Annotated in this window: 23 protein-coding genes and 1 tRNA gene; 15 read left to right on the top strand and 9 right to left on the bottom strand. The window is 42.8% G+C overall.

Annotation, left to right across the window (positions count from 1 at the left end; genetic code table 11):
• The first annotated feature begins 131 nt into the window (after positions 1–131).
• Together DEO27_RS01220 and DEO27_RS01225 are read left to right on the top strand one after the other, a co-directional pair.
• A complete protein-coding gene (locus DEO27_RS01220) occupies positions 132–731 on the top strand; it encodes a DUF998 domain-containing protein (protein ID WP_112572345.1) in 600 nt (199 codons plus the stop codon).
• Positions 732–751: 20 nt separating this feature from the next.
• Positions 752–1,111 (top strand): hypothetical protein, encoded by a 360-nt coding sequence (locus DEO27_RS01225; RefSeq protein ID WP_112572343.1) that lies wholly within the window; start codon positions 752–754, stop codon positions 1,109–1,111.
• 146 nt (positions 1,112–1,257) lie between these two features.
• On the opposite strand, the gene DEO27_RS01230 is transcribed toward DEO27_RS01225, so the two are convergent.
• Positions 1,258–1,680 (bottom strand): hypothetical protein, encoded by a 423-nt coding sequence (locus DEO27_RS01230; RefSeq protein ID WP_112572341.1) that lies wholly within the window; start codon positions 1,678–1,680, stop codon positions 1,258–1,260.
• 118 nt (positions 1,681–1,798) lie between these two features.
• Here DEO27_RS01230 and purU point away from each other — a divergent pair, with 118 nt between their 5' ends.
• On the top strand, positions 1,799–2,623 hold the full coding sequence (gene purU / locus DEO27_RS01235; protein ID WP_112572339.1) for a formyltetrahydrofolate deformylase: 825 nt from the start codon (positions 1,799–1,801) through the stop codon (positions 2,621–2,623).
• Between the two features lie 171 nt (positions 2,624–2,794).
• Here the strand turns inward: purU and DEO27_RS01240 are convergent, their stop codons facing one another.
• A complete protein-coding gene (locus DEO27_RS01240; protein ID WP_112572337.1) occupies positions 2,795–4,684 on the bottom strand; it encodes a tetratricopeptide repeat-containing sensor histidine kinase in 1,890 nt (629 codons plus the stop codon).
• Between the two features lie 164 nt (positions 4,685–4,848).
• Between DEO27_RS01240 and DEO27_RS01245 the strand changes: the two genes are divergently transcribed.
• The gene (locus DEO27_RS01245) at positions 4,849–5,730 is read left to right on the top strand and encodes an endonuclease/exonuclease/phosphatase family protein (protein ID WP_112572335.1); all 882 of its coding nucleotides are present in this window, start codon (positions 4,849–4,851) and stop codon (positions 5,728–5,730) included.
• A gap of 51 nt (positions 5,731–5,781) precedes the next feature.
• Here the strand turns inward: DEO27_RS01245 and DEO27_RS01250 are convergent, their stop codons facing one another.
• Entirely contained in the window at positions 5,782–7,242 is a 1,461-nt protein-coding gene (locus tag DEO27_RS01250; protein ID WP_112572333.1) for a glycoside hydrolase family 30 protein, read from the bottom strand.
• Between the two features lie 649 nt (positions 7,243–7,891).
• On the opposite strand from DEO27_RS01250, the gene DEO27_RS01255 reads away from it, so the two are divergent.
• Positions 7,892–8,938, top strand: a complete 1,047-nt coding sequence (locus DEO27_RS01255; protein WP_112572332.1) for a quinone-dependent dihydroorotate dehydrogenase — start codon at positions 7,892–7,894, stop codon at positions 8,936–8,938.
• A 337-nt stretch (positions 8,939–9,275) separates the two neighbouring features.
• Here DEO27_RS01255 and DEO27_RS01260 read toward each other — a convergent pair whose 3' ends face one another.
• The 3 genes from DEO27_RS01260 to DEO27_RS01270 all read right to left on the bottom strand — a co-directional run bounded on the left by DEO27_RS01260 (position 9,276) and on the right by DEO27_RS01270 (position 10,347).
• Positions 9,276–9,449: a spore protein gene (locus tag DEO27_RS01260; protein ID WP_090527770.1), complete on the bottom strand. Its 174-nt coding sequence runs from the start codon at positions 9,447–9,449 to the stop codon at positions 9,276–9,278.
• Positions 9,450–9,480: 31 nt separating this feature from the next.
• Positions 9,481–9,551, bottom strand: a tRNA-Cys gene (locus DEO27_RS01265).
• A 46-nt stretch (positions 9,552–9,597) separates the two neighbouring features.
• On the bottom strand, positions 9,598–10,347 hold the full coding sequence (locus DEO27_RS01270) for a TrmH family RNA methyltransferase (protein WP_112572330.1): 750 nt from the start codon (positions 10,345–10,347) through the stop codon (positions 9,598–9,600).
• Here DEO27_RS01270 and DEO27_RS01275 point away from each other — a divergent pair.
• Positions 10,338–12,701, top strand: coding sequence for a BamA/TamA family outer membrane protein (locus DEO27_RS01275; RefSeq protein ID WP_112572328.1), 2,364 nt, complete (start codon positions 10,338–10,340; stop codon positions 12,699–12,701). The two genes, DEO27_RS01270 and DEO27_RS01275, sit on opposite strands and share 10 nt — an antisense overlap.
• A 193-nt stretch (positions 12,702–12,894) precedes the next feature.
• On the opposite strand, the gene DEO27_RS01280 is transcribed toward DEO27_RS01275, so the two are convergent.
• Entirely contained in the window at positions 12,895–13,428 is a 534-nt protein-coding gene (locus DEO27_RS01280; RefSeq protein WP_112572326.1) for a hypothetical protein, read from the bottom strand.
• Positions 13,429–13,494: 66 nt separating this feature from the next.
• Complete coding sequence (locus tag DEO27_RS01285) at positions 13,495–13,992, bottom strand: TspO/MBR family protein (protein WP_112572324.1); 498 nt, start codon at positions 13,990–13,992, stop codon at positions 13,495–13,497.
• 159 nt (positions 13,993–14,151) lie between these two features.
• Here DEO27_RS01285 and DEO27_RS01290 point away from each other — a divergent pair, with 159 nt between their 5' ends.
• From DEO27_RS01290 to DEO27_RS01320, 7 genes are all read left to right on the top strand, one after another.
• Positions 14,152–14,511, top strand: a complete 360-nt coding sequence (locus DEO27_RS01290) for a hypothetical protein (RefSeq protein WP_112572322.1) — start codon at positions 14,152–14,154, stop codon at positions 14,509–14,511.
• 233 nt (positions 14,512–14,744) lie between these two features.
• Entirely contained in the window at positions 14,745–15,518 is a 774-nt protein-coding gene (locus DEO27_RS01295; RefSeq protein ID WP_112572320.1) for an SGNH/GDSL hydrolase family protein, read from the top strand.
• Between the two features lie 183 nt (positions 15,519–15,701).
• Positions 15,702–17,624, top strand: a complete 1,923-nt coding sequence (gene abc-f, locus DEO27_RS01300) for a ribosomal protection-like ABC-F family protein (protein ID WP_112572318.1) — start codon at positions 15,702–15,704, stop codon at positions 17,622–17,624.
• Between the two features lie 172 nt (positions 17,625–17,796).
• The gene (locus DEO27_RS01305) at positions 17,797–19,047 is read left to right on the top strand and encodes a DUF5103 domain-containing protein (protein ID WP_112572316.1); all 1,251 of its coding nucleotides are present in this window, start codon (positions 17,797–17,799) and stop codon (positions 19,045–19,047) included.
• Positions 19,048–19,256: 209 nt separating this feature from the next.
• On the top strand, positions 19,257–19,808 hold the full coding sequence (locus DEO27_RS01310) for an acyl-CoA thioesterase (protein ID WP_112572314.1): 552 nt from the start codon (positions 19,257–19,259) through the stop codon (positions 19,806–19,808).
• 55 nt (positions 19,809–19,863) lie between these two features.
• Positions 19,864–20,064 (top strand): YqaE/Pmp3 family membrane protein, encoded by a 201-nt coding sequence (locus DEO27_RS01315; RefSeq protein WP_112572312.1) that lies wholly within the window; start codon positions 19,864–19,866, stop codon positions 20,062–20,064.
• A 143-nt stretch (positions 20,065–20,207) separates the two neighbouring features.
• A complete protein-coding gene (locus DEO27_RS01320; protein WP_112572310.1) occupies positions 20,208–21,554 on the top strand; it encodes a sigma-54-dependent transcriptional regulator in 1,347 nt (448 codons plus the stop codon).
• Positions 21,555–21,653: 99 nt separating this feature from the next.
• On the opposite strand, the gene DEO27_RS01325 is transcribed toward DEO27_RS01320, so the two are convergent.
• Positions 21,654–22,826, bottom strand: a complete 1,173-nt coding sequence (locus tag DEO27_RS01325) for an IS4 family transposase (RefSeq protein ID WP_112576068.1) — start codon at positions 22,824–22,826, stop codon at positions 21,654–21,656.
• A 622-nt stretch (positions 22,827–23,448) separates the two neighbouring features.
• Here DEO27_RS01325 and kdpF point away from each other — a divergent pair.
• A complete protein-coding gene (kdpF, locus tag DEO27_RS31950; protein WP_083879072.1) occupies positions 23,449–23,526 on the top strand; it encodes a K(+)-transporting ATPase subunit F in 78 nt (25 codons plus the stop codon).
• A 9-nt stretch (positions 23,527–23,535) separates the two neighbouring features.
• Positions 23,536–25,251 carry a potassium-transporting ATPase subunit KdpA gene (gene kdpA / locus DEO27_RS01335; protein ID WP_112575871.1) on the top strand — a complete coding sequence of 572 codons (1,716 nt, stop codon included), beginning with the start codon at positions 23,536–23,538 and terminating at the stop codon, positions 25,249–25,251.
• Positions 25,252–25,355: the final 104 nt, after the last annotated feature.

The following is a 25,355-nucleotide window of genomic DNA, read 5'->3' on the forward strand; positions in this document are numbered from 1 at the left end:
TACTGGACATTATACTTTTGACATCCTCTCTAAAAAATAAATCTTAAAAATATAGTACTATGTATTGTATAGTACCATGTTTAATATTAACTTTGTTTTAATCAGAAGAAAACAATTTTAATATTATTAAAATGGACACTAAACCTCTGCTGTATACGGGCATCATCATTCCCGTTATATTCTGGCTTTCAACCATTATATGCGGTTTTATACACGGCAATTACAATCATATCAGTAATACCATAAGCGAGCTGGGGGCCATCGGCACAAAATCCGAAACTTTGATGGAAACATTTACGCTGCTTTGCACGGTGCTTAGTGTATTTTTTATGGCCGGGTTGTTTATAGCGTGCAGTCAGTTGAAGCTTAATATCCTGCCTGTGTTTGGGGTTGTAGGTTTCCCGGTTATGTTTGGCTGGGCGGCTATTTTTCACTCCGGTAATCACCTGCATTCGGCATCTGGGCCGGTGTTTTTGCTGCTTTATGTAGGCGCGCTGCTATCTGCTATTTTATGGCGGGGAGATAGCTTTAAACAAATCAGAAGGCTCTCGTTACTCAGCCTTGGTATTATGCTGCTCATTTTTATCCGCTTTATTCCTTCGACGACTATTGAAAACAATTATACCGGACTTATTCAACGATTTGCCCATCTGGGCTGGTCGGTTTGGTTTGTATCGATGGGAGCTTGTTTTATAAAACTCCTAAATAGCAAACAACATCAATTAAAATAATCATCATTAAAAATAACAACATGAAAAAATTAGGATACGTATTGATTATAATAGGCGTGATAGCCCTGTTAGATGGCTGCCACATAGGCGGAAGGCACACTGTTATTGTTGAAAACGGCAATGGAAAAGAAAGACGGATTGAATACTGGGGACATGTATATTTTTCGGCCGATAGCACAGGCATCGCACAGATCTCGCCAAATGGCAAGGTGAAATACAAAAACGACGACTTTGAAATAAGCGCCGAAAGTGATTATAATGGCCGCATCACCTACCAGTTTAATGACGGCGAAAAGAAAAAGGAACTGGATAACAACGAGAAGATCTCATTAGCGCGTGCCGTACGGGATATGATGAAGGTAGGGCATAGTAATAAATAGCGTAAATGCCTGTCATTCTGAGCGGGAGCGAAGAATCTTCTTCAATATGCAGGGCTATCGAGCATATTGAAGAAGATTCTTTGTGCCTAAGGATGAAAAAAGTTAAAAAAGAAGTTTTTTATATAAGACAACTGATTAACAATACCTTACTTCGTCCTTACATATGTTTCGTTATAACCATCGGCTATATAAATATCATACATATAGAGGCTATCGTTCCTGATAAGGTACGCAACGGGGCGGGTATCCAGCGTAGGGCCGGATATCAACAATGCATCCACAGTTTGGGTTGAACTAACCTTGAAATTTTTGGTTGTGCGGAATTTGGCTTCTATCAATAACTTATTGTCTTGAAAACTCCGAAAACTGCTGTCCGCATTGAATTCGTAACGAGCGGTATGGCCGGTGCTTTGCGGGGTACTGGTAGAACCGCCAATGCCGCCAACTGACTTTACCCAGCGCCATTTGCCAACGATGGTGTTGCTGCCCGCGCCGGGAATATTGTCTTTATTGCAAGCTGTGATACTACATAATACAATCGCGGAGATTAATAGCAGGATATTTTTCATAATTGTGGGTTTATAAAATACTTTACGGCATATTATTTCACTTTGCTACAATGTGTTGTAAATAATTTAAAGAAAATGCTTCTTGCATATTCAGCAAAATTCTTTGTATCATTAAAGCATGATAATTGTAATACAGTGTAAAGACAAAGTGGGCCTTGTGGCTGCCATATCTGCAACATTAGCCAAACACCTTCTTAACATAGTTTCCATGCGTGAGCATGTTGATCATAACGAAAATGTTTTCTTTACCCGCCTGGAGGTTGAAGACGGCGAAGATTCCGGGATTGAAGATTCATTAAGGAAAATATTACCCGAGGGAGCCTACATTTCAGTAAACCCCGAACCTGTTAAAAAGGTGGTGGTGCTGGCTACTAAAGAATATCATTGTCTGAGCGATATCCTGGTACGCAACCATTTTAATACCCTCGGTGCAAGTGTTCAATGTGTTATTGGTAACCATGCCAAGCTACAGGACATATGCGAGCGCTTTGATATCCCCTTTTATTACATCAGCCATGAAGGGGTAAGCAAGCCTGAGTTTGAACAGCAGGTAATAGCGACTATCAAGCAGTACACTCCTGATTATGTAATATTGGCCAAATTTATGCGGATCCTGTCACCGGAGTTCGTGGCCGAATTCCCGATGAAGATCATCAATATTCATCACTCGTTTTTACCGGCGTTTATAGGTGCTAACCCATACAAGCAGGCATTTGAACGTGGTGTTAAACTCATAGGGGCTACCGCCCATTACGTATCAAACGAACTTGATGAGGGGCCCATCATCGCGCAGCAGATTGTTCCTGTAAATCATTCCTACAGCTGGACAGATATGGTAAAAGCCGGGCAGGAGGTTGAAACCGCCGTATTGGCCAAAGCCCTGAAGCTTGTTTTTGAAGACCGGGTGTTTGTGTTTAAGAATAAAACGGTAGTGTTTGGGTAAGATTTAAAGCGGGCGGAAAAGTGCGATTCCCTCCTCTGGGAGGGTGTAGGGAGGGGTTTCTGCAAGATGCTCAATCTCGCAATACGTATAACCCCTCCCTGCCAACACACAATGCTAACGCGCCCCTCCCCAGGGAGGGAATGAATAAACCGGTGAATGAGAAAAATCTGCTTAGCTTAACGGCAAAGCATAATAAAACGTAGTGCCCTTCTTTTCCTTGCTTTCGGCCCAAAGGCGGCCGTTTATTTTATTGATGAACTCCTTGCAAATGGTTAAGGCTATACCGGCTCCTTTATCAAGCGAATCGGTTTTTTGATTGTTGTTGAACGAGAACAATTGCTTTATCATGTTTTCGCTGATGCCTCGCCCTTCATCTTTTACAGATACGATGAGTTCATTGGCGTTAACCTGCGCTTTTACTGTAATTACACCTCCTGCTGGCGAAAACTTGATGGCATTATGGATGAGGTTGCGGTTAATGAATTGGATGATCTCTTTGTCCGAAAAATAATCCAGATCATCCGGGACCTCGTTCCTGAACACAATCTTTTTAGCATCGATACTAAGCTTGAACATGGATGCCGCGTCATCAATTAGCTCTTTTACAGATAGTGTCTGTGCATTGAAAACATAGCCCGAAAGCTGTTTTTTTATCCATTGCAGGATATTATCAAAGGTGAGCAGGATATTTTGAATGTCGGTTTCTATCTGGTCATACAGGCCAAGTAATTGTTCTTTTTCAAAATCGCCCTCATCTTCGCGCAGCAAACGGATCATCGAAATTGTTGAAGCCAGCGGTGCCCTGAAATCGTGGGCCAGCATAGATATCAGCCTGCCTTTAAATTCGTCGGTAAGCTTTAGCTCCTCATTTTGCCCGGCTATTTTTTCATTAAGTACCGATAACATCCGCGAGTGCCGGCGCACCTTGCCATTCATGCGCGATAGTAAGGCTATAAATACAATGCCCAATACGCTGAGTGCAATCAGGAGCCAAATCTTTACACTATTATTTTTATTAACTACTTCAAGGCTTTTCACCTGTTGTTGGGCATTATTGTAGGCGATGTAATCGCCCAAAAAGGCATTACTATTGATGTTAGTTTGCTCAAGCGATTTTACCAGCAGCTTATTAATTCGGGCCTGGCTGGCAGCATCATTTTTAAGTTCGTAGCAGTGTAGTAATGATTTTAAAACTTCGGTTTGCCAATAAATAAACTTATTGGCCATCGCGGTTTTGTAAATGATGTTATACTCGGCTATGGCACTGTCAACCTGTTTTTTTGCAAGGTAGTAATCGGCAAAAGCATTATAAGCCTCCAATTCGTGGTATTCCCAGTTTTTACTTCGGGCAATTTGCAACGAGTGTTTTATAAATGGCAAAGCTTGTTCATGTTTGCCTTGCTGCATCAGCCTGTCGGCATAAAGCTGATCGATAACCAGCAGGGTACGGTCGTCTTTAAAATGATTGGCTACATCCGTCGCCATTTTCAGGTAGTATGTAACGGAATCCGGGGGAAGTACCGGGTTCATGTCCGCGTAGTTGGCATAGAGCATGCTGGCCATGGTATCTGCGGGGGCTTTTAACATTTCGTTAAGCGCCTTTTTGGTGAATTGCAGTGATTTAATGCTATCGCCAATAAAGCTATAGGTAATGGCGGAGTTCATGAGCATGGACGCTACCTCGCCATGGTTACTATACTTTTTATAAATGGCCAGTGCCTGGCTGTAATAGGTTAAGCCTTGACTGTACAAACCTTTAAGGGATAGGGCTGCGCCAATATTGGCTAAAGCGTCAGCTTTACCAGGCTCATTATGAAGCCGGGTAGCCATGGCATTGCCTTTTATGCCATAGTAAAAGCAACTATCGGCACTTTCCATATGCAGCATAAAGCCCAATTTGTTAAACAGATTAAGGTAAGTGACGCTATCGTTCGTTTGCGCCATTTGTTGCCTCAGCTTGCTGATATCGGCTGTTTGGGCAGATACACTGATGTGTAAAAACAAGCCCAAAGCAAGGCACACCAAAGATTTAAGTGTTTTTGCAAAAGGCTGTTTATACATAAAGCAACAATGTTTAAGGCGCGGGTTAATCCGCACACCAATTAAGAATATTTTTAATTAATTATTAACTTTTTCTGGAAATAATCTTGGTCTTAAAAAATATAACTCAATATTCGCTTTTAATTTGTTCAAATGCCGGCGGCATTTTACTTAACTATTTACCTATGAAAAAAATACTTCCCTTAGTGTTCATGGCTATGCTTTCTGTTTCGGTAAGTTATGGTCAGCGTCAGCTTACTGTGGCTACCTACAATTTGCGCAATGATAATGCCACAAACGATGATTCTGTACGTGGCAATGGTTGGAAACAGCGCCTGCCCATTATCACTCAGCTTATCCGTTTTCATGATTGGGACATCTTTGGTACCCAGGAGGGATTAGTGCACCAGCTTAACGGTTTAAAACAAGCTATGCCACAGTATAACTATACCGGTATTGGCCGCGATGATGGCAAAACAGAAGGTGAGTTTTCGGCTATATTTTATAAAAAGGACAAGTTTAAACTGCTCAAACATGGCGATTTCTGGATGGCCCCAGTTACGGATAAGCCAAACAAAGGCTGGGACGCGGCACTGCCGAGGATCTGTTCATGGGGATATTTTCAGGAAATAAAAACCGGCTTTAAATTTTACTACTTTAACCTGCACATGGATCATATTGGTGTGGTGGCCCGCCGCGAAAGTGCTAAGCTGGTATTGAAAAAAGTAAAGGAAATGGGCGGCAATTCGCCAACCATTTTATCGGGCGATTTTAATGTTGATCAAACATCTGATAGCTACGCGGTGATCAACAACTCGGGGGTATTGAGGGATAGCTACGAACTTTCGCCCATTAAATATGCCACTAACGGAACGTTTAATGATTTTGATGCTAACGACAAAACCACCGGCCGTATCGACCATATTTTTGTAACAAAAGATTTTAAAGTGAAACGGTACGGTATTTTAACAGATACCTACAGGGCAAAGGCAAAAGGGAGTGACAAATACGAGGCTAAAGAGCCAAGCGACCATTTTCCGGTAATGATAATGGTGGATCATAAATGACCCACCATACCAGAGATTTAGTTGATTGATTAACTAAGATCGTTATAAAGATTACTTCACAATAAGTGTAGCAATCGAATGCGGCAGGGCAGTAGTGCCGGCCGCTTTTCCTTTTATCCAAAGGCTGTAATCTATTTTTTCGTCGGTTTTGTTCATTACCACAACAGCGATTGAACCATCCGGGTTTTGATAAGCTGTTGTTAACAGTTTATCGCGGCTGGCCACAGCGCTGATGCGTTTAGCACCCGGGTGAATATATTTAGAGAAATGACCGATGTAATAGTATGAACTGGTATAGATCAGGCTTCCGTTACGTAAATCGGCATGTACCGGCGCAAAGCAGAAGTTACCAACATGGTTCGGTCCGCCTTTTTCATCAAGCAATACGTTCCAGTCGGTCCAGGCTACGGTACCGGCGTTAAAGTCATTGATCATTGATAAACCATAGCGTTCACCAAGCGACCAGTCATTGATCTTATTGAAATCAAACTTTTCGATACAACCTTCGGTAAATACCAGGTTTTTGTTAGGGAACGCTTCGTGGGTACGGCGTGTTGCCTCAAAGTTTTGGCCTGCACCTGTCCATGTTTCGTACCAGTGGAAACCGATACCCCAGATATATTTAGCAGCAGCGGGATCTTCCAGGATGGTGCTGGCACGCTGATAAAGCAAATCGCGGTTGTGGTCCCAAACAATTAGTTTTTTGCTTGCCAGGCCTTGTTTTTGCAGTGTTGGGCCTAAAAAGTTCTTTACAAAATCACGCTCTTCTTCGGCGGTGTACATACATGATTCCCAGGTTTGTTTAGCCATAGGCTCATTCTGTACCGAAAGTCCCCAGATTGGAATACCCTCTTTTTCGTAAGCTTTGATAAACTTCACATAAAAGTTGGCCCAGCTTTGGTCAAACTCTTTTTTAAGCTTGCCGCCATGTAGTACGTCGTTATTGTCCTTCATGAAAGCAGGAGGACTCCATGGCGATACAAACATAGTAAGTTTGCCACCAGCGGCAGCCGTGACTGCTTTAATAAATGGAATACGGTAGGTTTTATCATGGCTGATATCGAAGGTTTTTAGCTCCTTGTCGCCGTCTTTTACGTAGCTATAGCTATCACTCGAAAAATCGCAGCTTTGAATATTGGTACGGCCAAATGAATAGCCAATACCCCTGGCTTTATCATAATAAGCAGTTAAAAATTCCTTTTGCTTATCCTTAGGTAGCTTGGCAAAAGTTTCGGCAGAAGCATCGGTAAGGGCGCCACCAATACCAATCATGGTTTGGAATGTTTTGGCAGGATCAATAAATACTGCTACCTCAGTTTCGGCAGGTTGCGGCTTGTCGGCAAATTTCAGCGTTTCGGTTTCTTTGAACTTGTACCCGGCATTTTGCTCAGATACGATCACTTTTACAGATTTACCTGCTGCCGAATACGGGGCTTTACTCTGAGCGCTGACAAAGCCAGCCTTTAATAATCCGCCCGCTATGAAACAGGCAATTAAATACTTTTTTTGCATGAGTTTAATTAAATAGGCTTGCCGGTTTGGTTATGAGCCTGGACTATGGCTAACCGGAGTTGTCAAATTTATTAAACTTAATCAGAAAAAAGCAAAATGCGAAATATAAATTATTGCGATTTACACCCATTTTAATAAAAATGATACGCATCAATACCAAATATTTTTTGTTTTTAATTTATTGATTATTAGTAATTTAAATCGAATTTAAAATGGGATTTCCGTTGGGTTTTGATGCGCTAAAATCCGTTAAAAATTGTGGTGTATTTTGTACACGGTTGTTAACCGGATTGCATGGTTTGGGAGGATACTATATCTTATTCCTTTTGAAGACTTACGAAGTTTCAAAAACTTCGTAAGTCTGGATAAGTCGGCGCAAAGAAGCCTTTCTGCTGGGGGGGCTTTTGTGGCGACAAAAGTACCTGGCCCCGCGCGGCCAGGAGCGCGACGATGTAAGTTCATCACAACAATAGTCGTTACCTGCCTCTGTGCGATTGCTTCGTGCCTCGCAATGACGCGGCGGATATGTCATTTGACCTTCACAGATCTCTATTTTCTCCCACTTAGCATGACAGTCCTCCACACCAAATGTCGATCACCTCCACATATCCTGTTTGTTCAACGCGTTGGAATGTGCTAACTTCGCGGCATGTATCCGTTGATAAAACCCATCCTGTTTAAGTTCGATCCCGAGAATGTGCATTACTTTGTTACCCGTAACCTGAAACGTTTTAACCGTTTTCCGGGCGGTACAGCATTGAGTAAGGCAATCTGGGATGTAACAGATCCAAAGCTTGAACGCGAAGTTTTTGGTCTTAAATTCAGGAACCCGGTTGGCCTTGCCGCCGGTTTTGATAAAAATGCCGAAATGATGGGCGAGATGGCTAACCTGGGTTTTGGTTTTGTGGAGATAGGAACTGTTACACCCTTGCCTCAACCGGGTAATGATAAGCCGCGTATGTTTCGCCTGCCGGCAGATAGCGCGCTTGTTAACCGCATGGGCTTTAATAATTTTGGTGTGGATATAGCTGCCGAGCGCATTGCTGCCTTCAGGCGCGATCCTAAAAACGCTAATAAAGGTTTAATCATCGGCGGAAACATCGGCAAAAACAAAGTTACCCCTAATGAGGATGCGGTAAGCGATTATATCAAATGCTTCGACCGTTTGTTTGATGTGGTTGATTATTTTGTGGTGAACGTAAGCTCACCTAATACCCCTGGCCTGCGTGCCCTGCAGGAGAAAGGCCCGTTGATGGAAATTCTGAACACCTTGCAGCAACGCAATAATAAAAACGGTGTCAGCAGACCTATACTGCTAAAAATTGCCCCTGATTTAACCGACTCACAATTGGATGACATTGTTGATATTGTTCAGCAAACAGGTATAGCAGGCTTAATAGCTACTAATACTACTATCAGCAGGGAAAATCTATCATCTCCATCAAAGCTAAAAGAAGAAACGGGGGGATTAAGCGGTAAGCCACTTACCAAACGCTCAACTGAAGTGATCGCTTATCTGCATAAAAAATCAAACGGTTCATTCCCTATTATAGGAGTAGGAGGCATTCACTCGGCCGAAGATGCTATTGAGAAACTAAACGCTGGTGCGTCATTAGTGCAGCTTTATACGGGCTTTATTTATGAGGGGCCGGGATTGATTGGCAGGATTAATAAGAAGCTTCTGAACCGGGATTAAACGGATTTTCTTTTTGATCCCCGTGCCCCGCGGATATTCTGTGTTTTCAACTCCTGTCGTCGATGTATTCCAACACTTGTCTGCTGGCGACCGTGAGGACACGGTCGCGGGAAAATGAACAGCTGTTAACTCTCCCCGTTTCCGTGTCCCCACGGAAACCTCAATACTTTTTAGTTCCGCTATAAATCGGTATTTTCTCAATAAACCAGCGAAAGTAAGGGGGAAGTATCAAGCGAATCCTTAAATCCTAAAAATCAGGGTTCAGGCATAAAAAAAAGTCCCGCCGGATACCGGCAGGACTTTAAGTCTTTTTTCTTCTAAAGAAGAAGGAGATAAATTATTTACCTAATGCGATATCTAAAGCTGCATTGTTTTTAGCTATCTGGCTGTGTTTTGACTCAGCAGAACGGCTTCCGTATTCCAGGTTAGTAGCCAGTTTAAGGAACTGAACTTCTAAACGTGAAAAAGTTTTATTTCTCCTGTCTTTTCTTTTTAAACGAGTAACGCCCATTGTCTTGTATTTTAAATATTTTTTAACCCTGAGGTCGGAAGCGGATTCGAACCGCTGTAAAAGGTTTTGCAGACCTCTGCCTAGCCACTCGGCCATCCGACCCTTTTTTAAGGACTGCAAAGATAGCAATTATTTTTAGCGAACAAATTTATTTGAACGAATTTCGCTTAATTTCTGAACAAAGTATGGCCGTGGCAATGGCAACATTCAATGATTCGGCCTGTCCTACGCGCGGAATAGTTACTTTTTTATTGATTAAGTCCTGTATTTCAGGGCGTAAGCCATTGCCCTCGTTTCCCATAGCTAATAAACCCTCCTCGCCGAAATTTGTACTATAAATATTTTCACCATCCAGCATCGCGCCAAATAATGGGAGTTGTATTTTGGGTAGGATGGTTAAAAGATCGCCGTAATGTACATTTACCCTTGCTAAGGAGCCCATGGTTGCTTGTACTACTTTGGGGTTATAAACATCAACGGTATCTTCAGAGCAAATAATATCGGCAATGCCAAACCAGTCGGCCGTACGGATAATGGTACCCATATTGCCGGGGTCCTGCACGCCATCAAGTACCAGCGAAAACTTGTTTTTCAGTAAGTTGTAATTTAATGCGGGCCATTTTGGTATTTTAACTAAACCAATTACCTCTTGCGGGGTTTTCAAACTGCTGATCTTTTCGAGGTCGGCCGATGAAATTTCCTGAAAATTTATTTTTCGGGATAAATTCAGCATTTTTGGAGCAGTTTCGGCGGTATGGTATATAGTATCAACCTGGTATGCGGCATTTACAAACTCGATAACCGATTTGTAGCCTTCAACCAAAAACAAGCCATGCTCTTTACGGAATTTTTTATGTTGTAAGGACTTTAATAAACTGATCTGTGATTTTGAAAGCATATACTAAACCTGCTGTTTACCGCCTTACAATATTAAGTATTTTGCTGGTTATTATCGGTTCGGGCTGCAGTATTACCCGTGGCATCCGCAAAGACCAGGCGCTGGTACGTAAAATTACCATTAAAGGTATCGACGAGGAATTTTCTGAAGCCGCTATAAATTATGTAGATAAGGAGCAGCAACCTAATAACTGGCTCAATTTACAGCTTTACTACACTTTCAGTAAAAAAGGTAAAAAAAATATTGGTGAAGCTCCCGTGGTTGTGGATAGCAACCTGATTGAGTACTCGCGCCTGCAAATGGAAAAGTTTATCCGTAGTCGTGGTTATCTTAAAGGCAGGGTTACCGATAGCGTAGTGATCAAAAAGCAAAAGGCGGAGTTGGTTTTTACCGCCGATGAAGGCCCGATGTTCCGCATCCGTAAGTTTACCGATAGTATCGGCGATAACAATATCAAAAACCTATACAACGCCAACCGCAATAAAATTACGCATATACAACCCGGCGGGCGTTTTGATACCGATAGTTTAGCTTACGACCGCGATCAGCTTTATCTGTTGATGAAGCATAATGGCTATTATGATTTCTACCGTCAGTATATCAACTTTACTTATGATTCAACCTTTAACAGCAGTGTTGTTGATGTGAAAATGATCATTGATAATCCGGCAGGGAAAAACCAACACCCGGTTTATACCATCAACAATACATTGATCACCATATCAAACAGCCAGGGACGTACCTTGGGTAAGGTTGATACCATACAGGTCGACTCACAATTCAGGTTTGTTGATTACTCAAAAAGGTTTAAGCCAAGGGTAGTAACCGATTATGTTTTCCAGAAAAAGGGCGAGATATATGATATTGATAAGCAAACACGCACCACTACGCGCTTATCGGAGTTAAACGTTTTCAGAAATGTGCCCAACCCGGTTTATGAAAAACTGAAAGATAGCTCCAATAGACTCAACACCCGGATAGATATAGTGCCCCTGAAACGTATGAGCGACCGTGTGGAAGGCGAGGTGTTGTTTAGTGGCGGGCGTTTTGGTTACAACGTAGGCAATACTTTTACCGACAGGAACCTGTTTAAACAGGCGGCTATTTTGCAGCTAAAAGTTAACTGGAGTATCCTTTTTGATAATGGCAATACTGTTGGTAATGATCACAGCAGTATCCAAAACCAGGAGTTCAGGGCGGGTGCACAGCTTACTTATCCGCGCCTTTTGCTGCCGTTTAAATTTCCTTTCCTCGGTAAATTCGCGGTTCCACATACTACATTCTCGTCAAACTACTCACTGTTCTTTCAGAAAGATCTGGTTAAGCGCGAAAGTTTTATCAACTCCATTACTTACGACTTTTTTGATACGCCATATAAATCACATACTATTACGCCCATCAGCATTGAATTTTCCAGAGGTATAATTGATCCGGCTGCACGTGATACCTTGCTTAAGCAAAACAGGTACTCGTACGTTTATCTTATCGGGCGTACAGTTTTTACGGCAGGAAGTCAGTACACTTACCAGGTTAATGCTATAAAGCTTAACAGCTACGAAAACTTTACCTATTTCCGCGGTAGTTTAGATCTTGGCGGCAACTTTCTTAACCTCATCAGTAATATTGCCAACGCTCCTAAAGATACTTTGGGACAGCATAAACTTTTTGGTTACACCTTTGCCCAATATACCAAGGTTGAACTGGATACCCGTTTTTACCGCAGCTTAGGCGGCGAAAGGCAGTTTGTGTTCCGTATTAACCCGGGTATTGGTATCCCTTACGGCAATAGTAATCAGCTTATTTTTGAGAAGAACTTCTATACCGGTGGTGCCAATGATATCAGGGCCTGGTTACCGCGTACCCTTGGGCCGGGACAGTTTAACCGGGGAACCTATTATGGCTCAGACAATACCACAAGGGCCCGTTTAAAATATCTTGATGAGTTTGGTGAAATTAAATTTGTGGCCAATGCCGAATACCGCTACAAGCTTGCCGATAATTTTTTTGGAGCGAAGCTTAAAGGTGCGTTTTTTGTTGACGCAGGTAACGTATGGCGCTTACACGACGAGCCGGATAACCCGAATGGTCAGTTCAAGTTCAGTAACTTTTTAAGTTCTACAGCAATGGGTATAGGTACCGGTCTCCGGTTTGATTTAAGCTTCTTTGTTTTCAGGCTGGATGCAGCTTTTAAATTTAAAGACCCTCAATTTAATGGCAGCGACCAATGGGTATTGGTTAACCATGCCGGCGAATTATTCAGCAAAGGCTCATTCAAAAAAGCTTACGAAGCAGCCAACGGAGGCGAAAGCTACAACTTTATGCAGCTTAACTTTGGTATAGGATTGCCATTTTAAGGGCGGTGTTTGTTAGGTAAAAGGTTAGGTAAAAGGGTAAAGGTGAAAGGCAAAAGGTAGCTGCACCTTTTGCGTCATACATATATGTTTAGATGTAATTTTCGTTTTTTCGCCTTTATTTCATTTTACAGGCCTTTTAGTTTTAACCTTAGAAAAACCTTTAACCTTTCGCCTTTTAGCTTTCACCTTCTTCCTAAAACATATTCTTCAATCCGTCAATAATACTTTCGAAAAAGGTTGGGATGCTTAAACCGTTGTGATAGTTGAAGTATAAGAAAATACAGAAGATCACTACCGCGATAATAATGAACCGCTTAAACATATAGGCCAGTAGTACCAGTAGCAGTGGGATAGCCACCAGTAATATCCAGCTGATATGGAAAGGACTTAGTTTGCTATCGTGTTTGTAGATGTAATATAATATAGCATGTGTACCGCTATCGTTCATGTGCTTGGCATAAAGAAAGCTTGAACGATCAAGCTTGTGACGATAAAAGGCTGTACCCTTGTCAAACTTCAGCTCTTCGGTAAAACCGTTCATTACAAAGGTAAAAACGCCGTTTACATTTTCCTGTATCACGCCTGCTGTATCGGTGGCCACTACGGCAACCTCATCAACCGCAAAGGGGTTTTCTTTAATTACAAAGTTGTTGATGGCAATTTTATCGGCAAATGCAAAGCTGTGTGCAGCTGTAATAAGGCAAAAAATAAGTAAGAGTTTTTTCATGGTTTGATATAAAGCTCCTTTATCGACGCTGTAATTATCTGCAATAAAAATAGTGTTTTTTATGAGCTATAGGTTAAGGAAATAAATACTCACGTTGAGCACGCTGGCAAAAGTTACCCATAGTAAATAAGGGACAAGCAGCCATGCGGCAGTCCGGCTAAGCTTGTTAAACCAATTTATATTTACGATGATGCTGATCCACAGTAAAATGATCACGATCATGGCCCCGGCTATCTGGTGCATGCCGAAGAATATGATTGACCATGAAAAATTTAAAATCAGCTGAATAAAGTACACTGAGCGGGCTATGATGTATGCGGGCTTGCGGCTGCGTTGTTTCCAAACCAGGTAAGCCGAGGTTGCTATCATGATATAAATTACCGTCCAAACCGGTGCGAATAGCCATGATGGGGGATTAAATGGAGGCTTCTTGAGCATACTGTACCAACCCGCAATTTCGGGCCGGGTTACCAGCGAGGCCGCAAATCCGATAGCCAAAACAATCAGTAGACTGATAAGATACGGCAAAAGTTGGAAACGTTTGGTAGATACAGCTACAGGCATAATATTTTATTGAACCGTTAGAAGGGCCTTAAGTTTCAGAAAAAGGCTGATAATTTTAAAACTAAATAAAATGAACAATTTGTGGTGATATAGCAACCGTTTTGCAATAATTACACAGCAAACAGGTAGTATTAACAGTTAAATGTTAGTTTAGCCACCATGATAAAAGCCTACAGGTTATACACCGGCGAAGACGGTCATTCGCACATAGAAAAAGGTATGGTTGAATTGGGGCCGTTGAATGAGGCGCTGGCCATCAGGTTCCAGGAGTCGGAACCGCATGCTTTTTTTGATTGGCATAATGCCCCTGTCGAACAATATGTGATCTCCATTACCGGAACGCTTGAATTTGAAACATATCCCGGCGAAAAGTTTATTCTGAAACCCGGCGAGATCCTGATAGCACAGGACACCACAGGTACAGCACATAAATGGAAATTAATTGATGATGCCCCCTGGAAACGGGTTTATGTTAGCTATGATCCGGCAAAACCTATAAATTTTGTGGCAGATAAATAAAAGAATAACTGCCGCGGGTTTAGCGAAGCGTAACCCGTGGTTGAGTATAGCCGAAGTTTTCAGCTTTGCCTTGAAGGTGGAAGCTTCAATGATGTGTCACCACGGGTTAAAAACCCGCGGCAGATTATAGGTGCAAGTAATATTCCTTTTACAAATACTGATACTAAACCGAGCAAAGTTTCCATAGTTGCGGCAAATCAGTAAATTCGGCAAATACCTTTTATAATCCACAAATGAAAAATACCGAACAAAACTATCGTCGCCATTTTTTAAAGACAGCTGCTTTAGGTACTATCGCCTCCATGGGCATTCCATCTATCGTGTCATCGGCATTGGCTGCAGAAAAACCGGCAAAAAAATTAACCTTTAACCAGGGCGATGTAGTGCTTTTTCAGGGCGATTCCATCACCGACTGGGGGCGCGATCATAACAAAACCGAACCCAATACTACCAGTGCTTTAGGCTCCGGCTATGCGTTGCTTACCGCTTCGCAATTGTTGCTAAAACACGCTGATAAAGGTTTAAAGATCTACAATAAAGGTATCAGCGGTAATAAAGTGTATCAATTAGCCGAGCGCTGGGATACCGATTGTTTAGCCCTGAAGCCAAATGTACTGAGCATCCATATTGGCGTTAACGATTTTTGGCATACGCTTACCGGCGGCTACACCGGCACAATTGATACTTATATCGCCGATTATAAAAAACTGCTTACCCGTACCAAACAGGCCCTACCGGATATTAAACTGGTGATCTGCGAACCCTTTGCCGAAAAAAATGTAAAGGCTGTTGATGATAAATGGTACCCAACGTTTGATTTGTTCCGCAAAGCGGCCAAAGATATAGCTGCCGAGTTTGACGCGGTATTTGTGCCTTATCAATCAGCGTTTGACAAAGCCGAACAAACCGCTCCGGCCACCTACTGGAACCTTGATGGCGTACACCCCAGCGTAGCCGGCGAAGCCCTCATGGCCCAAACATGGCTTAAGGCTACGGGAGCCTTTTAAAGGTAAAAGGGTAAAGATTGTTTTAAGGTAAAAGGATAAAGGTAAAAGGCAAAAGGTAGCTACAGCTTTGCAAGTGGCTAACCTGCATTTTTTAACCTTTCGCCTTTTACCTTTATCCTTTCACCTTCCCCAAAAGACCTTTCGCCTTTAACCTTACAACAAAAACCGTATCTTTGCGCGTAAATGATTGCTATAAATAACCTTACGTTCGAGATTGGTGCGCGGGCCTTATATGATGAAGCCAACTGGCATATTAAACCCGGTGAAAAAATTGGTTTAATTGGTGCCAACGGTACTGGTAAAACCACCCTTTTAAAAATTATTGTAGGCGATTACAAGCCTACCTCCGGAACTGTTTCAATGGCTAAGGACCTTACCATGGGTTACCTTAACCAGGATCTGCTTTCTTATTCATCTGATAAAAATATTGTGCACGTGGCTATGGAAGCTTTTGAGCGCCAGAACCAACTGCACGATGAGATAGAGAACTTGCTTAAAAAGCTGGAAACGGACTATAGCGAAGAACTGTTAAATAAACTAAGCGACAAGCAGCACGAGTTTGAATTGCTTGACGGCTACAATATCGAATACAAAGCCCACGAAATTTTGGCGGGTTTAGGTTTCAGCGATGAGGATTGCAAACGTAAGCTGAGCACTTTTTCGGGCGGTTGGCGTATGCGTGTAATGCTGGCCAAGATCCTGTTACAGGCACCCGATATCCTGCTGCTGGATGAGCCTACCAACCACCTCGATTTACCATCTATTCAATGGTTGGAAGATTATCTGAAAGCTTTTACAGGTGCTATCATCATCGTATCGCACGATAGATGGTTCCTGGATAAGGTGATCAACCGCACCGTTGAATCGCGTAAAGGTAAACTGACCGTTTACGCGGGCAACTATACTTTCTATCTTGAAGAAAAAGCATTGCGCGAAGAAATTCAGCGTGGTGAGTTTAAAAATCAGCAATCAAAAATTAAACAGGAAGAGCGTTTGATCGAGCGTTTCCGCGCCAAGGCTTCTAAAGCTAAAATGGCGCAGTCCCGCATTAAAATGCTGGATAAAATGGAACGTATTGATGATGTTGACGATGATAACCCATCGGTTAACTTCGCTTTCCGTTTCTCCAAGCAATCGGGCAGGCATGTGGTAACCTTAGAGGATATAGTCAAAAAATATCCTGCAATTGATATTTTAAATGGCGGCGAGGCTGTAATTGAAAAAGGCGATAAAATTGCGCTGATAGGTGCCAACGGTAAAGGTAAATCAACCCTGTTGCGTATCATCGCTTCGGCCGATAAGGATTATACAGGTACCATGACTACAGGCCATAACGTAACCACAACGTTTTTTGCCCAGCACCAGTTAGAGTCATTACACCTCGAAAACCAGATACTTCAGGAGCTACAGGCATTCGCCCCAAAACATACCGATACCGAGTTACGCACCATTTTAGGTTCGTTCCTGTTTACCGGCGATGATGTGTTCAAGAAGATCAAAGTACTATCGGGTGGTGAAAAATCGCGTGTGGCTTTAGCTAAAGCGCTTACTGCCGATGCCAATTTTCTGGTACTGGATGAGCCTACCAACCACCTGGATATGCAATCGGTAAATATCCTGATCCAGGCGCTTGACCAATATGAAGGTACTTTCATTGTGGTATCGCACGACAGGTATTTCCTGGATAACGTAGCGAACAAGATTTGGTTTATTGAAGATCAGAAGATCAAGATCTATCCAGGTACCTATGCCGAGTTTGACGAATGGAACGCCAAACGCAAACTGGAACCCAAAGCTGCCGCCCCCGCGCCTCAGCCTAAAAAGGAAGAGAAAAAGCCTGAGCCTGTTAAACAGCCACAAGGCGAAAACAAGCACCAGCAGCTTAAAAAACTGAACCAGGACCTGGCCAAAATGGAAGAACAGATTGCTAACCTCGAAAAAGAGGTAAAGCAGTTTGAAACCCAGCTGGCCGACGAGAAAATATATAGCGATAACGCCAAACTAAAACAAACCAACGCCGCCTACGCTGCTAAACAAGCCGAACTGAAACAAATTCAGGAAAAGTGGGAAGCACTGGCCGAGCAGATTTTGGAGTTGGAATCGTAGGCGCAAAAGCATGTAATTGCGAGCGATCTTGTAACTTCCCCGTCATTGCGAGGCACGAAGCAATCCCCAATTAGCAGAGTAACTGTACAAGTTTCTCTGTATAGTTCGCGATTGCTTCGTTCCTCGCAATGACGTTTGTTTCATAGTGTTTAAATGAAATTAACAGGTTTATATGAAAAAGCTTTACATCGTTCTGTTCATCATCCTGTCACTAAAAACCTTCGCGCAATCCTCTTATAACAACAACGTTTACTCATCAGCCATAAAAAGCGTTGAGTTTTATAATACAGCTAAGCAGGGTTCTTTCCCGGTGATCAATTTAGGATCGGACGAAAAAGTGCTGCTGACCTTTGATGACTTGCGCGGCGGTAGCCGTAATTACTATTATACCATTGAGCATTGTGATGCCAACTGGAACTCATCAAATCTTTCATCTGCCGAATATCTGCAAAGCTTTACCGACGATAGGTTGTACAATTACAACTATTCAACCGGTACCATGCAGAAGTATACGCACTACGAAATCTCGCTTCCCAACAATAATATCGCCCCTAAAATATCGGGTAATTATGTGCTGAAAGTTTATGAAGATGGCGATCAAAACAAAATGGTGCTTACCCGTAGGTTGTATGTACTGGGCAAACGGGTTTCAATAGCTGCCGATCTGGTACCTTCGGCTAATAATGTAACCCGGCAAACCAATCAAAAGGTCAATTTTACAGTGGACTATTCGGGCCTTGTGGTACAAAACCCCGCTTATGCCCTGCGCACGTTCATCATGCAAAATGCCCGTACCGAAACGGCAGTACTTAACGGGCAGCCTACGTATATCCGCGGCACGCAGTTGATTTATAACGATGTAGCTATTAACGATTTCCCAGGCCGAAACGAGTTTAGGCTGTTTGATACACGCACATTAAAGCTCAACTCGCAAAGGGTAGCCAAGATTTATAAAGACTCAACAAACGTAGTGGTACTGCTTGGCGATCCGGTTCGCGATCAGCCTAATTATGTTTTTCAGTACGATAACGACGGTAAATTTTACATACTGAACAACGATGGCACAACCCCGGCCACCGACGCTGATTACGCGCATGTATACTTCACGTTATCAACCAACAAGGATGCCAAAGACGGCGCTCCTTATGTAGTAGGACAGTTTAATAACTATCGCCTGGAAGAAAGCAACAAACTGCACCCACTTGATAACGGCAGGTATACCGTAAACATGCTGTTAAAACAAGGCGTATATGATTATGAATACGTTTGGTTAGATGCCAAAACCGGCAAAGCAGACGATGTACCTTTTGAGGGCAGCCATTTTGAAACCGAGAACGAGTACCAGATGTTGACCTACTATCGTCCGCCCGGTGCAAGGTGGGATGAACTGGTAGGTTTCAGAGAGTTGGTGACAAAGAGGTAGAGCCCGACCTAAACCCAATTAATAATTTTTGTCATTTCGATAGAGCAGAGGGTTGGCATGTGCGATGGGGCGAAAGAGAAATCTAATACGCCTTGTAAAGCAATATAGCATTCGTAAAAGCTTGTCGTATAAGATTTCTCGCTCGTTCCTCGCATCGAAATGACACTTTTTACAGCCAGGTTCCTATCTTTGCCCCAAATCTGACTGACATGACCACAAAATCGCCGCAGGACTCATACACCATCATGAACGAGTTGGTATTACCCAACGATACCAATACATTGAATAACCTGATGGGCGGTCGCCTGTTGCATTGGATGGATATTGCTGCCGCTATTTGCGCGCAGAAACATTGCAATCGTATTGTGGTAACCGCTTCGGTAGATAACGTATCATTTAAAGCCCCTATTAAGCTGGGCGATGTGGTAAGCATTGAGGCTAAGGTTACCCGGGCGTTCACTACCTCGGTAGAAGTAAGGATGGACGTGTGGGCCCAAAATATACCATCCGGCACCAAAGTAAAAAGCAATGAGGCTTATTACACCTTTGTAGCCCTGGATAAAGACGGTCAGAAAACAGCCGTAGCGGAGTTATTGCCTGAAACTGAAAAAGAACAGGCATTATTTGAAGGTGCGCTTCGCCGCCGCCAGTTGAGGCTGATACTGGGCGGTAAAATGAATCCTAACGATGCCACCGAATTAAAAGCACTGTTTTACGGTGATCAGCTGCCGCCTAACCTGGGCGAAGAAATTAAACAGTAACAAAACTTGCTATTGATGGTCTAACAGATAAATAACAATAAGATTATTTGTAGCCATGAGATATTTTCTGTGTTTTTTATTCCCACCTGCTGCCATCCTTACTACAGGCAGGATTGGTGCCTTTATACTCAATATATTTTTAACCCTGTTTTTCTGGATTCCGGGCGTAATCCATGCCATATTGGTAACCAGCGATTACTATGATGCCAAACGCCACAGGCAACTAATGCGGGCAACAAGAAGGGCGAGGTGGTGAGGAACCATGATTAGCCTGATTAAAGGATTCCCTGATGCTGTTGGCTGAAATTGTTTGAGATGATAGGTTACACATTACTAATCATCAGGAAATCCTAAAATCCCGAAAATCAAGGTTCAAAATAATTTACCATATTTGCCACGATGCAAAAAGGTAAGCTATTAATTATCGACGACGAAGAACGCCTGCGCAACCTGCTGGCGCGCATTTTACAGTTGGAAGGCCATGAGGTTATTACTGCCGGCACTGCCAAGGAAGGCTTGAAAAAGCTGCAGCATGAAAGCATCCAGGTGGTTTTGAGCGATGTTAAGCTGCCCGATATTGATGGCATCACCCTGTCCGAAACCATCAAGAAAAATTACCCTACAACGGAAATTATTGTCCTTACCGCCTATGGTACCATTAATGATGGCGTAAAAGCCATTAAGGCCGGGGCATTTGATTATATCACCAAGGGCGATGATAATGAAAAGATCATTCCGCTGGTGAGCAAGGCCATGGATAAAGCCCTGCTGCAACAGCAAGTAATGGACTTGCAAAGTAAACTGAATGACCGGTTTGGTTTCGACAGGTTGATAGGAAAATCTAACGCCATTACCGATGTCATTAAGCTGGCCCAAAAGGTGGCCCTTACCGATACCACAGTTTTATTATTAGGCGAAACAGGTACCGGTAAAGAGATCTTTGCCGAGGCTATTCACCAGGCCAGTAACCGTAGCGCCAAATCATTTGTAGCGGTAAATTGCAGCGCTTTTACCAAAGAGTTGCTGGAAAGTGAATTGTTTGGTCATAAAGCAGGCTCATTTACCGGAGCTGTAAAAGATAAAAAGGGACTTTTTGAAGAGGCCAACAGCGGTACTATATTTTTAGATGAAATAGGTGAACTTGATCACGATCTGCAGGCCAAGCTACTTCGCGTGCTTGAATCACAGCAGTTTATTAAAATAGGGGATACTAAACCCACCCAGGTTAATGTGCGCATCCTTGCGGCCACCAACCGCAATTTGCTGAACGAGATCAATGATGGCCATTTCCGGTCGGATTTATATTACCGTCTTTCAGTTTTCCAGATCACGTTGCCGGCCCTGCGCGAGCGTAAAAAAGATATCAAACTACTGGCCGAGTTCTTTATGCAGCACTTCGCCCTTAAAGTAAAAAAGCAGGTAAACACACTAAGCGACGAGTTTGTTGAAAAATTGGAAGCCTATCCATGGCCCGGCAACATCCGTGAGCTAAAAAACATTGTAGAGCGTGCGGTGATCCTGACCGATAGCAATGTACTTGACGAAAGCCTGCTGCCTTACGAAGTTCAGCAGCAACAGGTAAAAAGCGGTGCTCCAATTTCGGCATTTGATCTTTCTTCTGTAGAGAAACTGCATATTCAGCGGGTGTTAAACCATACCCACGGTAACCGCGCCGAAGCTGCGCACCTGCTTAATATTGGTGTAGCTACACTGTACAGGAAGTTGAAGGAATATAATTTGGAGTGATTTTGGAATTCGGATTTTCGATTTCGGATTTTTAATTTTCTCTCAGCCCACCCCATCATACGCTGACGCTCGGCAGGAGCCCACAGGTGTTGGGAAGAGTTACCAAAAAGGGATGTGTCCATTTGTGGGAGGTTTATCGGGATCTCCACCATAAAGTCTTACAATAAATTTCATGAGTTCGGCTTCCATTTCCAAGGCAAACTGTTGTTTAGCAGACTTACTACTTTTAATTCGATTTAACTTTTGGTAAGTTATTATTAACAGCGATAGGATCATCCTGACATACAGTACGGCTTTGATGCCGTTTATGCTTCTGGATAGTAGATGTGAGAAGTTAAGTTCTTGTTTGATGAATTTGAAGAACACTTCTATATCCCATCTTTTCTTATACAGTGCGGTTATTTCATAAGCTTGAAAATCAAAGATATTGGTCAAAAAAGCGAGTACTTCTCCATTGGGTTTGACTGCTTCGATATATCGATAAACGTTCTTTGTCTTTTTTCCCTTCCTGTTATATAGGTAAAGCTTACGGTCTGTTACCAGCCTAAGCTTATAGTCATCAGGAGTAGCTTCAAATAAGTTATTCTCTTCAACAACTACACTACGTGGGTTCGGATTGATTCGTGTAATAAAATTGATTCCCTGGTCAAAGAGCTCATCATAGGCGTCTCTTGATTGTAGGCCGGCATCGACTATAACGATACTTTTATTAGATGCAGGACAGCCAACAATGGCTTGTTTCAAAGCTACGTTCTCACTGTTAAATGTAGCCTGATGATGAAAAGCCACATACTCAGGTATTTCTGAATAGCCTATAGTAAATTTAAGCTGTTTTACATGTTCCTGGCTTCCTCCGGAACGAAATCCGATCCTGATCAGCTTGGATGAAAGTGATATCAGCGTTGAATCAAAACGCAACAACTGATGCTGTTTATTATCTTTCGAAGGTAATTGGGCTGAAAAACGTTCAATACAATCCTGGTATAAAGCTTCAAAAAAAACCGCGTCCGCACGGCTTAGGCGTTCGCTGATTGAACTGTAATGTATCTTTTGCGCTTCGGATTTGTCAGATAAATGACTGAAAGCATACGAATTAAAGATATTCTCCATTACCCTGAGGCTATTGTGCTTTACTTCGAACTGACTGTAAAGTAATAGCTTAAAAAGGACTGAGACCGGTAGTTTCTTTACCTTATGGTCTGTTTTATGATAGTCAGCCAAAAACGCAAGACGCTCCTCTGGAATTAACTTTAACAAGTCGGGCACACGCATATGCCACTAAAAATACAATTTCTATTTCTCTTCCCAACACCTGTGGGCTCCAGCCGAGTGTCGGCTATCAAGCGGCCTCTGGCCGCCGGAATACGCAGGCTTTCTCCATCATGTCATTGCCCGTTACTGGTCGAAGTTTAGCGGCAGCGTAACTTCGTCCTAAAACAGTGGAAGCATCCTGCTTCCGGGTAACGTTATCGCATTTTTTTGCTTTGCGAATAGTTAAGCTGAAAGCTTAACCTATTGTAGGACGAAGTTACGCTGCCGCTAAACTTCGACCAGTATGAAATCGCACGGAAGCATAGCAGCCCTGTAGAGCTACGAGATTGCTTCGTCGTTCCTCCTCGCAATGACATAAAGCGAAATCCCACTTTGATAATCAACTATCAAAATGATAGTTTAAATCACCATAAATAAATAAAATACTATTTCTTAATCTATGTAAATAATTAATAGTCAATTATTTATACAGATTTTAAATTTCTTGGCATCCCCTTGGCAAAGCCCTTTGCAAAACACATAAAAATGGATGCTTTACTCACAATCGCTTACCTGGCCACATTTGTAGTGGTATTCTGGATCTTCTTCAAATCTGTAACATATTTCGAAAAAATCTAAAGTCATGGCCGCATTATTCATCGTAGCAATAGCCGTGTTCATTTACATGGTATACGTACTTCTCAAACCCGAAAAATTTTAAAATTAAACTATGAACACTGAACTAACGGGTGTAATTTTCACCTACCTGCTCACCTTAGCTATTGCCATTCCCCTTGGCCGCTACATAGCTAAGGTATTTAAAGGCGAAAAAACCTGGCTTGATTTTCTTGCCCCGCTTGATCGTTTTATCTTCCGCTTCAGCGGTATAGACACCAAACGCGAAATGAACTGGAAACAGCACCTGCTGGCCCTGCTTACCATCAACAGCGTTTGGTTAATATATGCTTTTGTTTGCCTTATGGCACAAGGCCATTTGCCGCTTAACCCCGACGCAAATCCAGGTCAGTCGGCAGATACGGCTTTTAATACCGCTATCAGCTTTTTGGTTAACTGTAACCTGCAGCATTACTCAGGCGAAAGCGGTGCTACTTACTTTACACAGCATTTTGTATTCATGTTCCTGCACTTTGTATCGGCTGCTACAGGCATTGCCGCATTAGTGGTAGTATTCAGGGCCATGAAAGATAAGGTTACCGATAAACTGGGTAATTTTTGGGAGTACTTTGTAAAATCAATCACCCGTGTATTACTACCTATTTCGTTTGTAATAGCCGTGATCTTTGCTTTCAATGGTATGACTACCAGCTATGCAGGTAAAGATACTTTCATCAGCATGCAGGGCGATACCGTTCATGTTTCCCGCGGACCGGTTGCTCCATTGGTTGCTATTAAACACCTGGGTACTAACGGTGGTGGCTGGTTTGGCGCGAACTCTGCCCACCCAATCGAAAATCCTAATTATTTAACTAATACAGTAGAGCTGGTAGCACAATGTATTATTCCAATCGCTTTGGTATTCGCGTTGGGTTTCTACCTCAATAAAAAGAAATTCTCCTATGTAATCTTCGGCGTGATGACGCTGGGAATGCTGATGTTGTTGATCCCAACCATGAATGCCGAGCTGCATGGCAATCCGGCTATAGCTAAAATGGGCATCAGCCAGCCAACTGGTGCTATGGAAGGTAAGGAAGTAAGGTTTGGCCCAGCCAATTCAGCTTACTGGAGCATCATGACCACCATTATTTCTACCGGTTCTGTAAACTCTATGCACGACAGCGCTATGCCGGTTTCAGGCACCATGATGATGCTTGGCATGATGATCAACTGTTTTTACGGTGGTTGCGGTGTAGGTTTCCTTAACTTCTACATCTTCATTATTGTAGCGGTATTTATTTCCGGGCTGATGGTTGGTCGTACGCCAGAGTTTTTAGGCCGAAAGATTGAGGCACGGGAAATGAAAATAGCTTCATTGATAGCTTTGCTTCACCCCTTCATTATCCTGGTAGGTTTGGCCATATCATCATACGTTGCGGTTAACGTAGCCGGTGCCGATTGGGCTGTTAAACCTTCCGCATGGTTAAATAATCCGGGCACACATGGTTTCTCCGAAATGCTGTACGAATACACTTCATCAGCAGCCAACAACGGTTCGGGCTTTGAGGGGCTGGGCGATGGTAATATTTTCTGGAACTACACCACTGGTATCGTGATGATATTGGGCAGGTTCCTGCCAATAATTGGTCCGCTGGCAATAGCCGGTTTATTGGCCAACAAAAAATATATCCCGGAATCAGCCGGTACCCTAAAGAGCGATACCTCAACCTTTGGGTTGATGATCTTCGCGGTGATTGTGATCATTGCGGCGCTGTCATTCTTCCCATCACTGGCTTTGGGTCCTATTGCTGAACATTTTTCATTAAAATAATGAGGCTGTATTAAAAAAGAAAAAGCAAAGGATAGCGCGATTCCCCTCTTGAGAGGGGGGAGGGGTGTGTTACTTAGCGTACGAAAAACACACCCCTGCAAACC

The sequence above is a fragment of the Mucilaginibacter rubeus genome (assembly GCF_003286415.2).
In the GTDB taxonomy this organism is placed as follows: Bacteria; Bacteroidota; Bacteroidia; order Sphingobacteriales; family Sphingobacteriaceae; genus Mucilaginibacter; species Mucilaginibacter rubeus_A.

What these genes read in the sequence shown, in the direction of transcription:
- DEO27_RS01320 (WP_112572310.1), top strand. Translation starts at nt 20,208, where the DNA reads ATGCAAAAAGGTAAGCTATTAATTATCGACGACGAAGAACGCCTGCGC.
- DEO27_RS01280 (WP_112572326.1), bottom strand. Translation starts at nt 13,428, where the DNA reads ATGAAAAAACTCTTACTTATTTTTTGCCTTATTACAGCTGCACACAGC.
- DEO27_RS01260 (WP_090527770.1), bottom strand. Translation starts at nt 9,449, where the DNA reads ATGGGCGTTACTCGTTTAAAAAGAAAAGACAGGAGAAATAAAACTTTT.
- DEO27_RS01250 (WP_112572333.1), bottom strand. Translation starts at nt 7,242, where the DNA reads ATGCAAAAAAAGTATTTAATTGCCTGTTTCATAGCGGGCGGATTATTA.
- kdpA (WP_112575871.1), top strand. Translation starts at nt 23,536, where the DNA reads ATGAACACTGAACTAACGGGTGTAATTTTCACCTACCTGCTCACCTTA.
- abc-f (WP_112572318.1), top strand. Translation starts at nt 15,702, where the DNA reads ATGATTGCTATAAATAACCTTACGTTCGAGATTGGTGCGCGGGCCTTA.
- DEO27_RS01310 (WP_112572314.1), top strand. Translation starts at nt 19,257, where the DNA reads ATGACCACAAAATCGCCGCAGGACTCATACACCATCATGAACGAGTTG.
- DEO27_RS01230 (WP_112572341.1), bottom strand. Translation starts at nt 1,680, where the DNA reads ATGAAAAATATCCTGCTATTAATCTCCGCGATTGTATTATGTAGTATC.
- DEO27_RS01220 (WP_112572345.1), top strand. Translation starts at nt 132, where the DNA reads ATGGACACTAAACCTCTGCTGTATACGGGCATCATCATTCCCGTTATA.
- DEO27_RS01325 (WP_112576068.1), bottom strand. Translation starts at nt 22,826, where the DNA reads ATGCGTGTGCCCGACTTGTTAAAGTTAATTCCAGAGGAGCGTCTTGCG.
- DEO27_RS01305 (WP_112572316.1), top strand. Translation starts at nt 17,797, where the DNA reads ATGAAAAAGCTTTACATCGTTCTGTTCATCATCCTGTCACTAAAAACC.
- DEO27_RS01285 (WP_112572324.1), bottom strand. Translation starts at nt 13,992, where the DNA reads ATGCCTGTAGCTGTATCTACCAAACGTTTCCAACTTTTGCCGTATCTT.
- DEO27_RS01225 (WP_112572343.1), top strand. Translation starts at nt 752, where the DNA reads ATGAAAAAATTAGGATACGTATTGATTATAATAGGCGTGATAGCCCTG.
- DEO27_RS01315 (WP_112572312.1), top strand. Translation starts at nt 19,864, where the DNA reads ATGAGATATTTTCTGTGTTTTTTATTCCCACCTGCTGCCATCCTTACT.
- DEO27_RS01245 (WP_112572335.1), top strand. Translation starts at nt 4,849, where the DNA reads ATGAAAAAAATACTTCCCTTAGTGTTCATGGCTATGCTTTCTGTTTCG.
- purU (WP_112572339.1), top strand. Translation starts at nt 1,799, where the DNA reads ATGATAATTGTAATACAGTGTAAAGACAAAGTGGGCCTTGTGGCTGCC.
- DEO27_RS01240 (WP_112572337.1), bottom strand. Translation starts at nt 4,684, where the DNA reads ATGTATAAACAGCCTTTTGCAAAAACACTTAAATCTTTGGTGTGCCTT.
- DEO27_RS01255 (WP_112572332.1), top strand. Translation starts at nt 7,892, where the DNA reads ATGTATCCGTTGATAAAACCCATCCTGTTTAAGTTCGATCCCGAGAAT.
- DEO27_RS01270 (WP_112572330.1), bottom strand. Translation starts at nt 10,347, where the DNA reads ATGCTTTCAAAATCACAGATCAGTTTATTAAAGTCCTTACAACATAAA.
- DEO27_RS01290 (WP_112572322.1), top strand. Translation starts at nt 14,152, where the DNA reads ATGATAAAAGCCTACAGGTTATACACCGGCGAAGACGGTCATTCGCAC.
- DEO27_RS01295 (WP_112572320.1), top strand. Translation starts at nt 14,745, where the DNA reads ATGAAAAATACCGAACAAAACTATCGTCGCCATTTTTTAAAGACAGCT.
- kdpF (WP_083879072.1), top strand. Translation starts at nt 23,449, where the DNA reads ATGGCCGCATTATTCATCGTAGCAATAGCCGTGTTCATTTACATGGTA.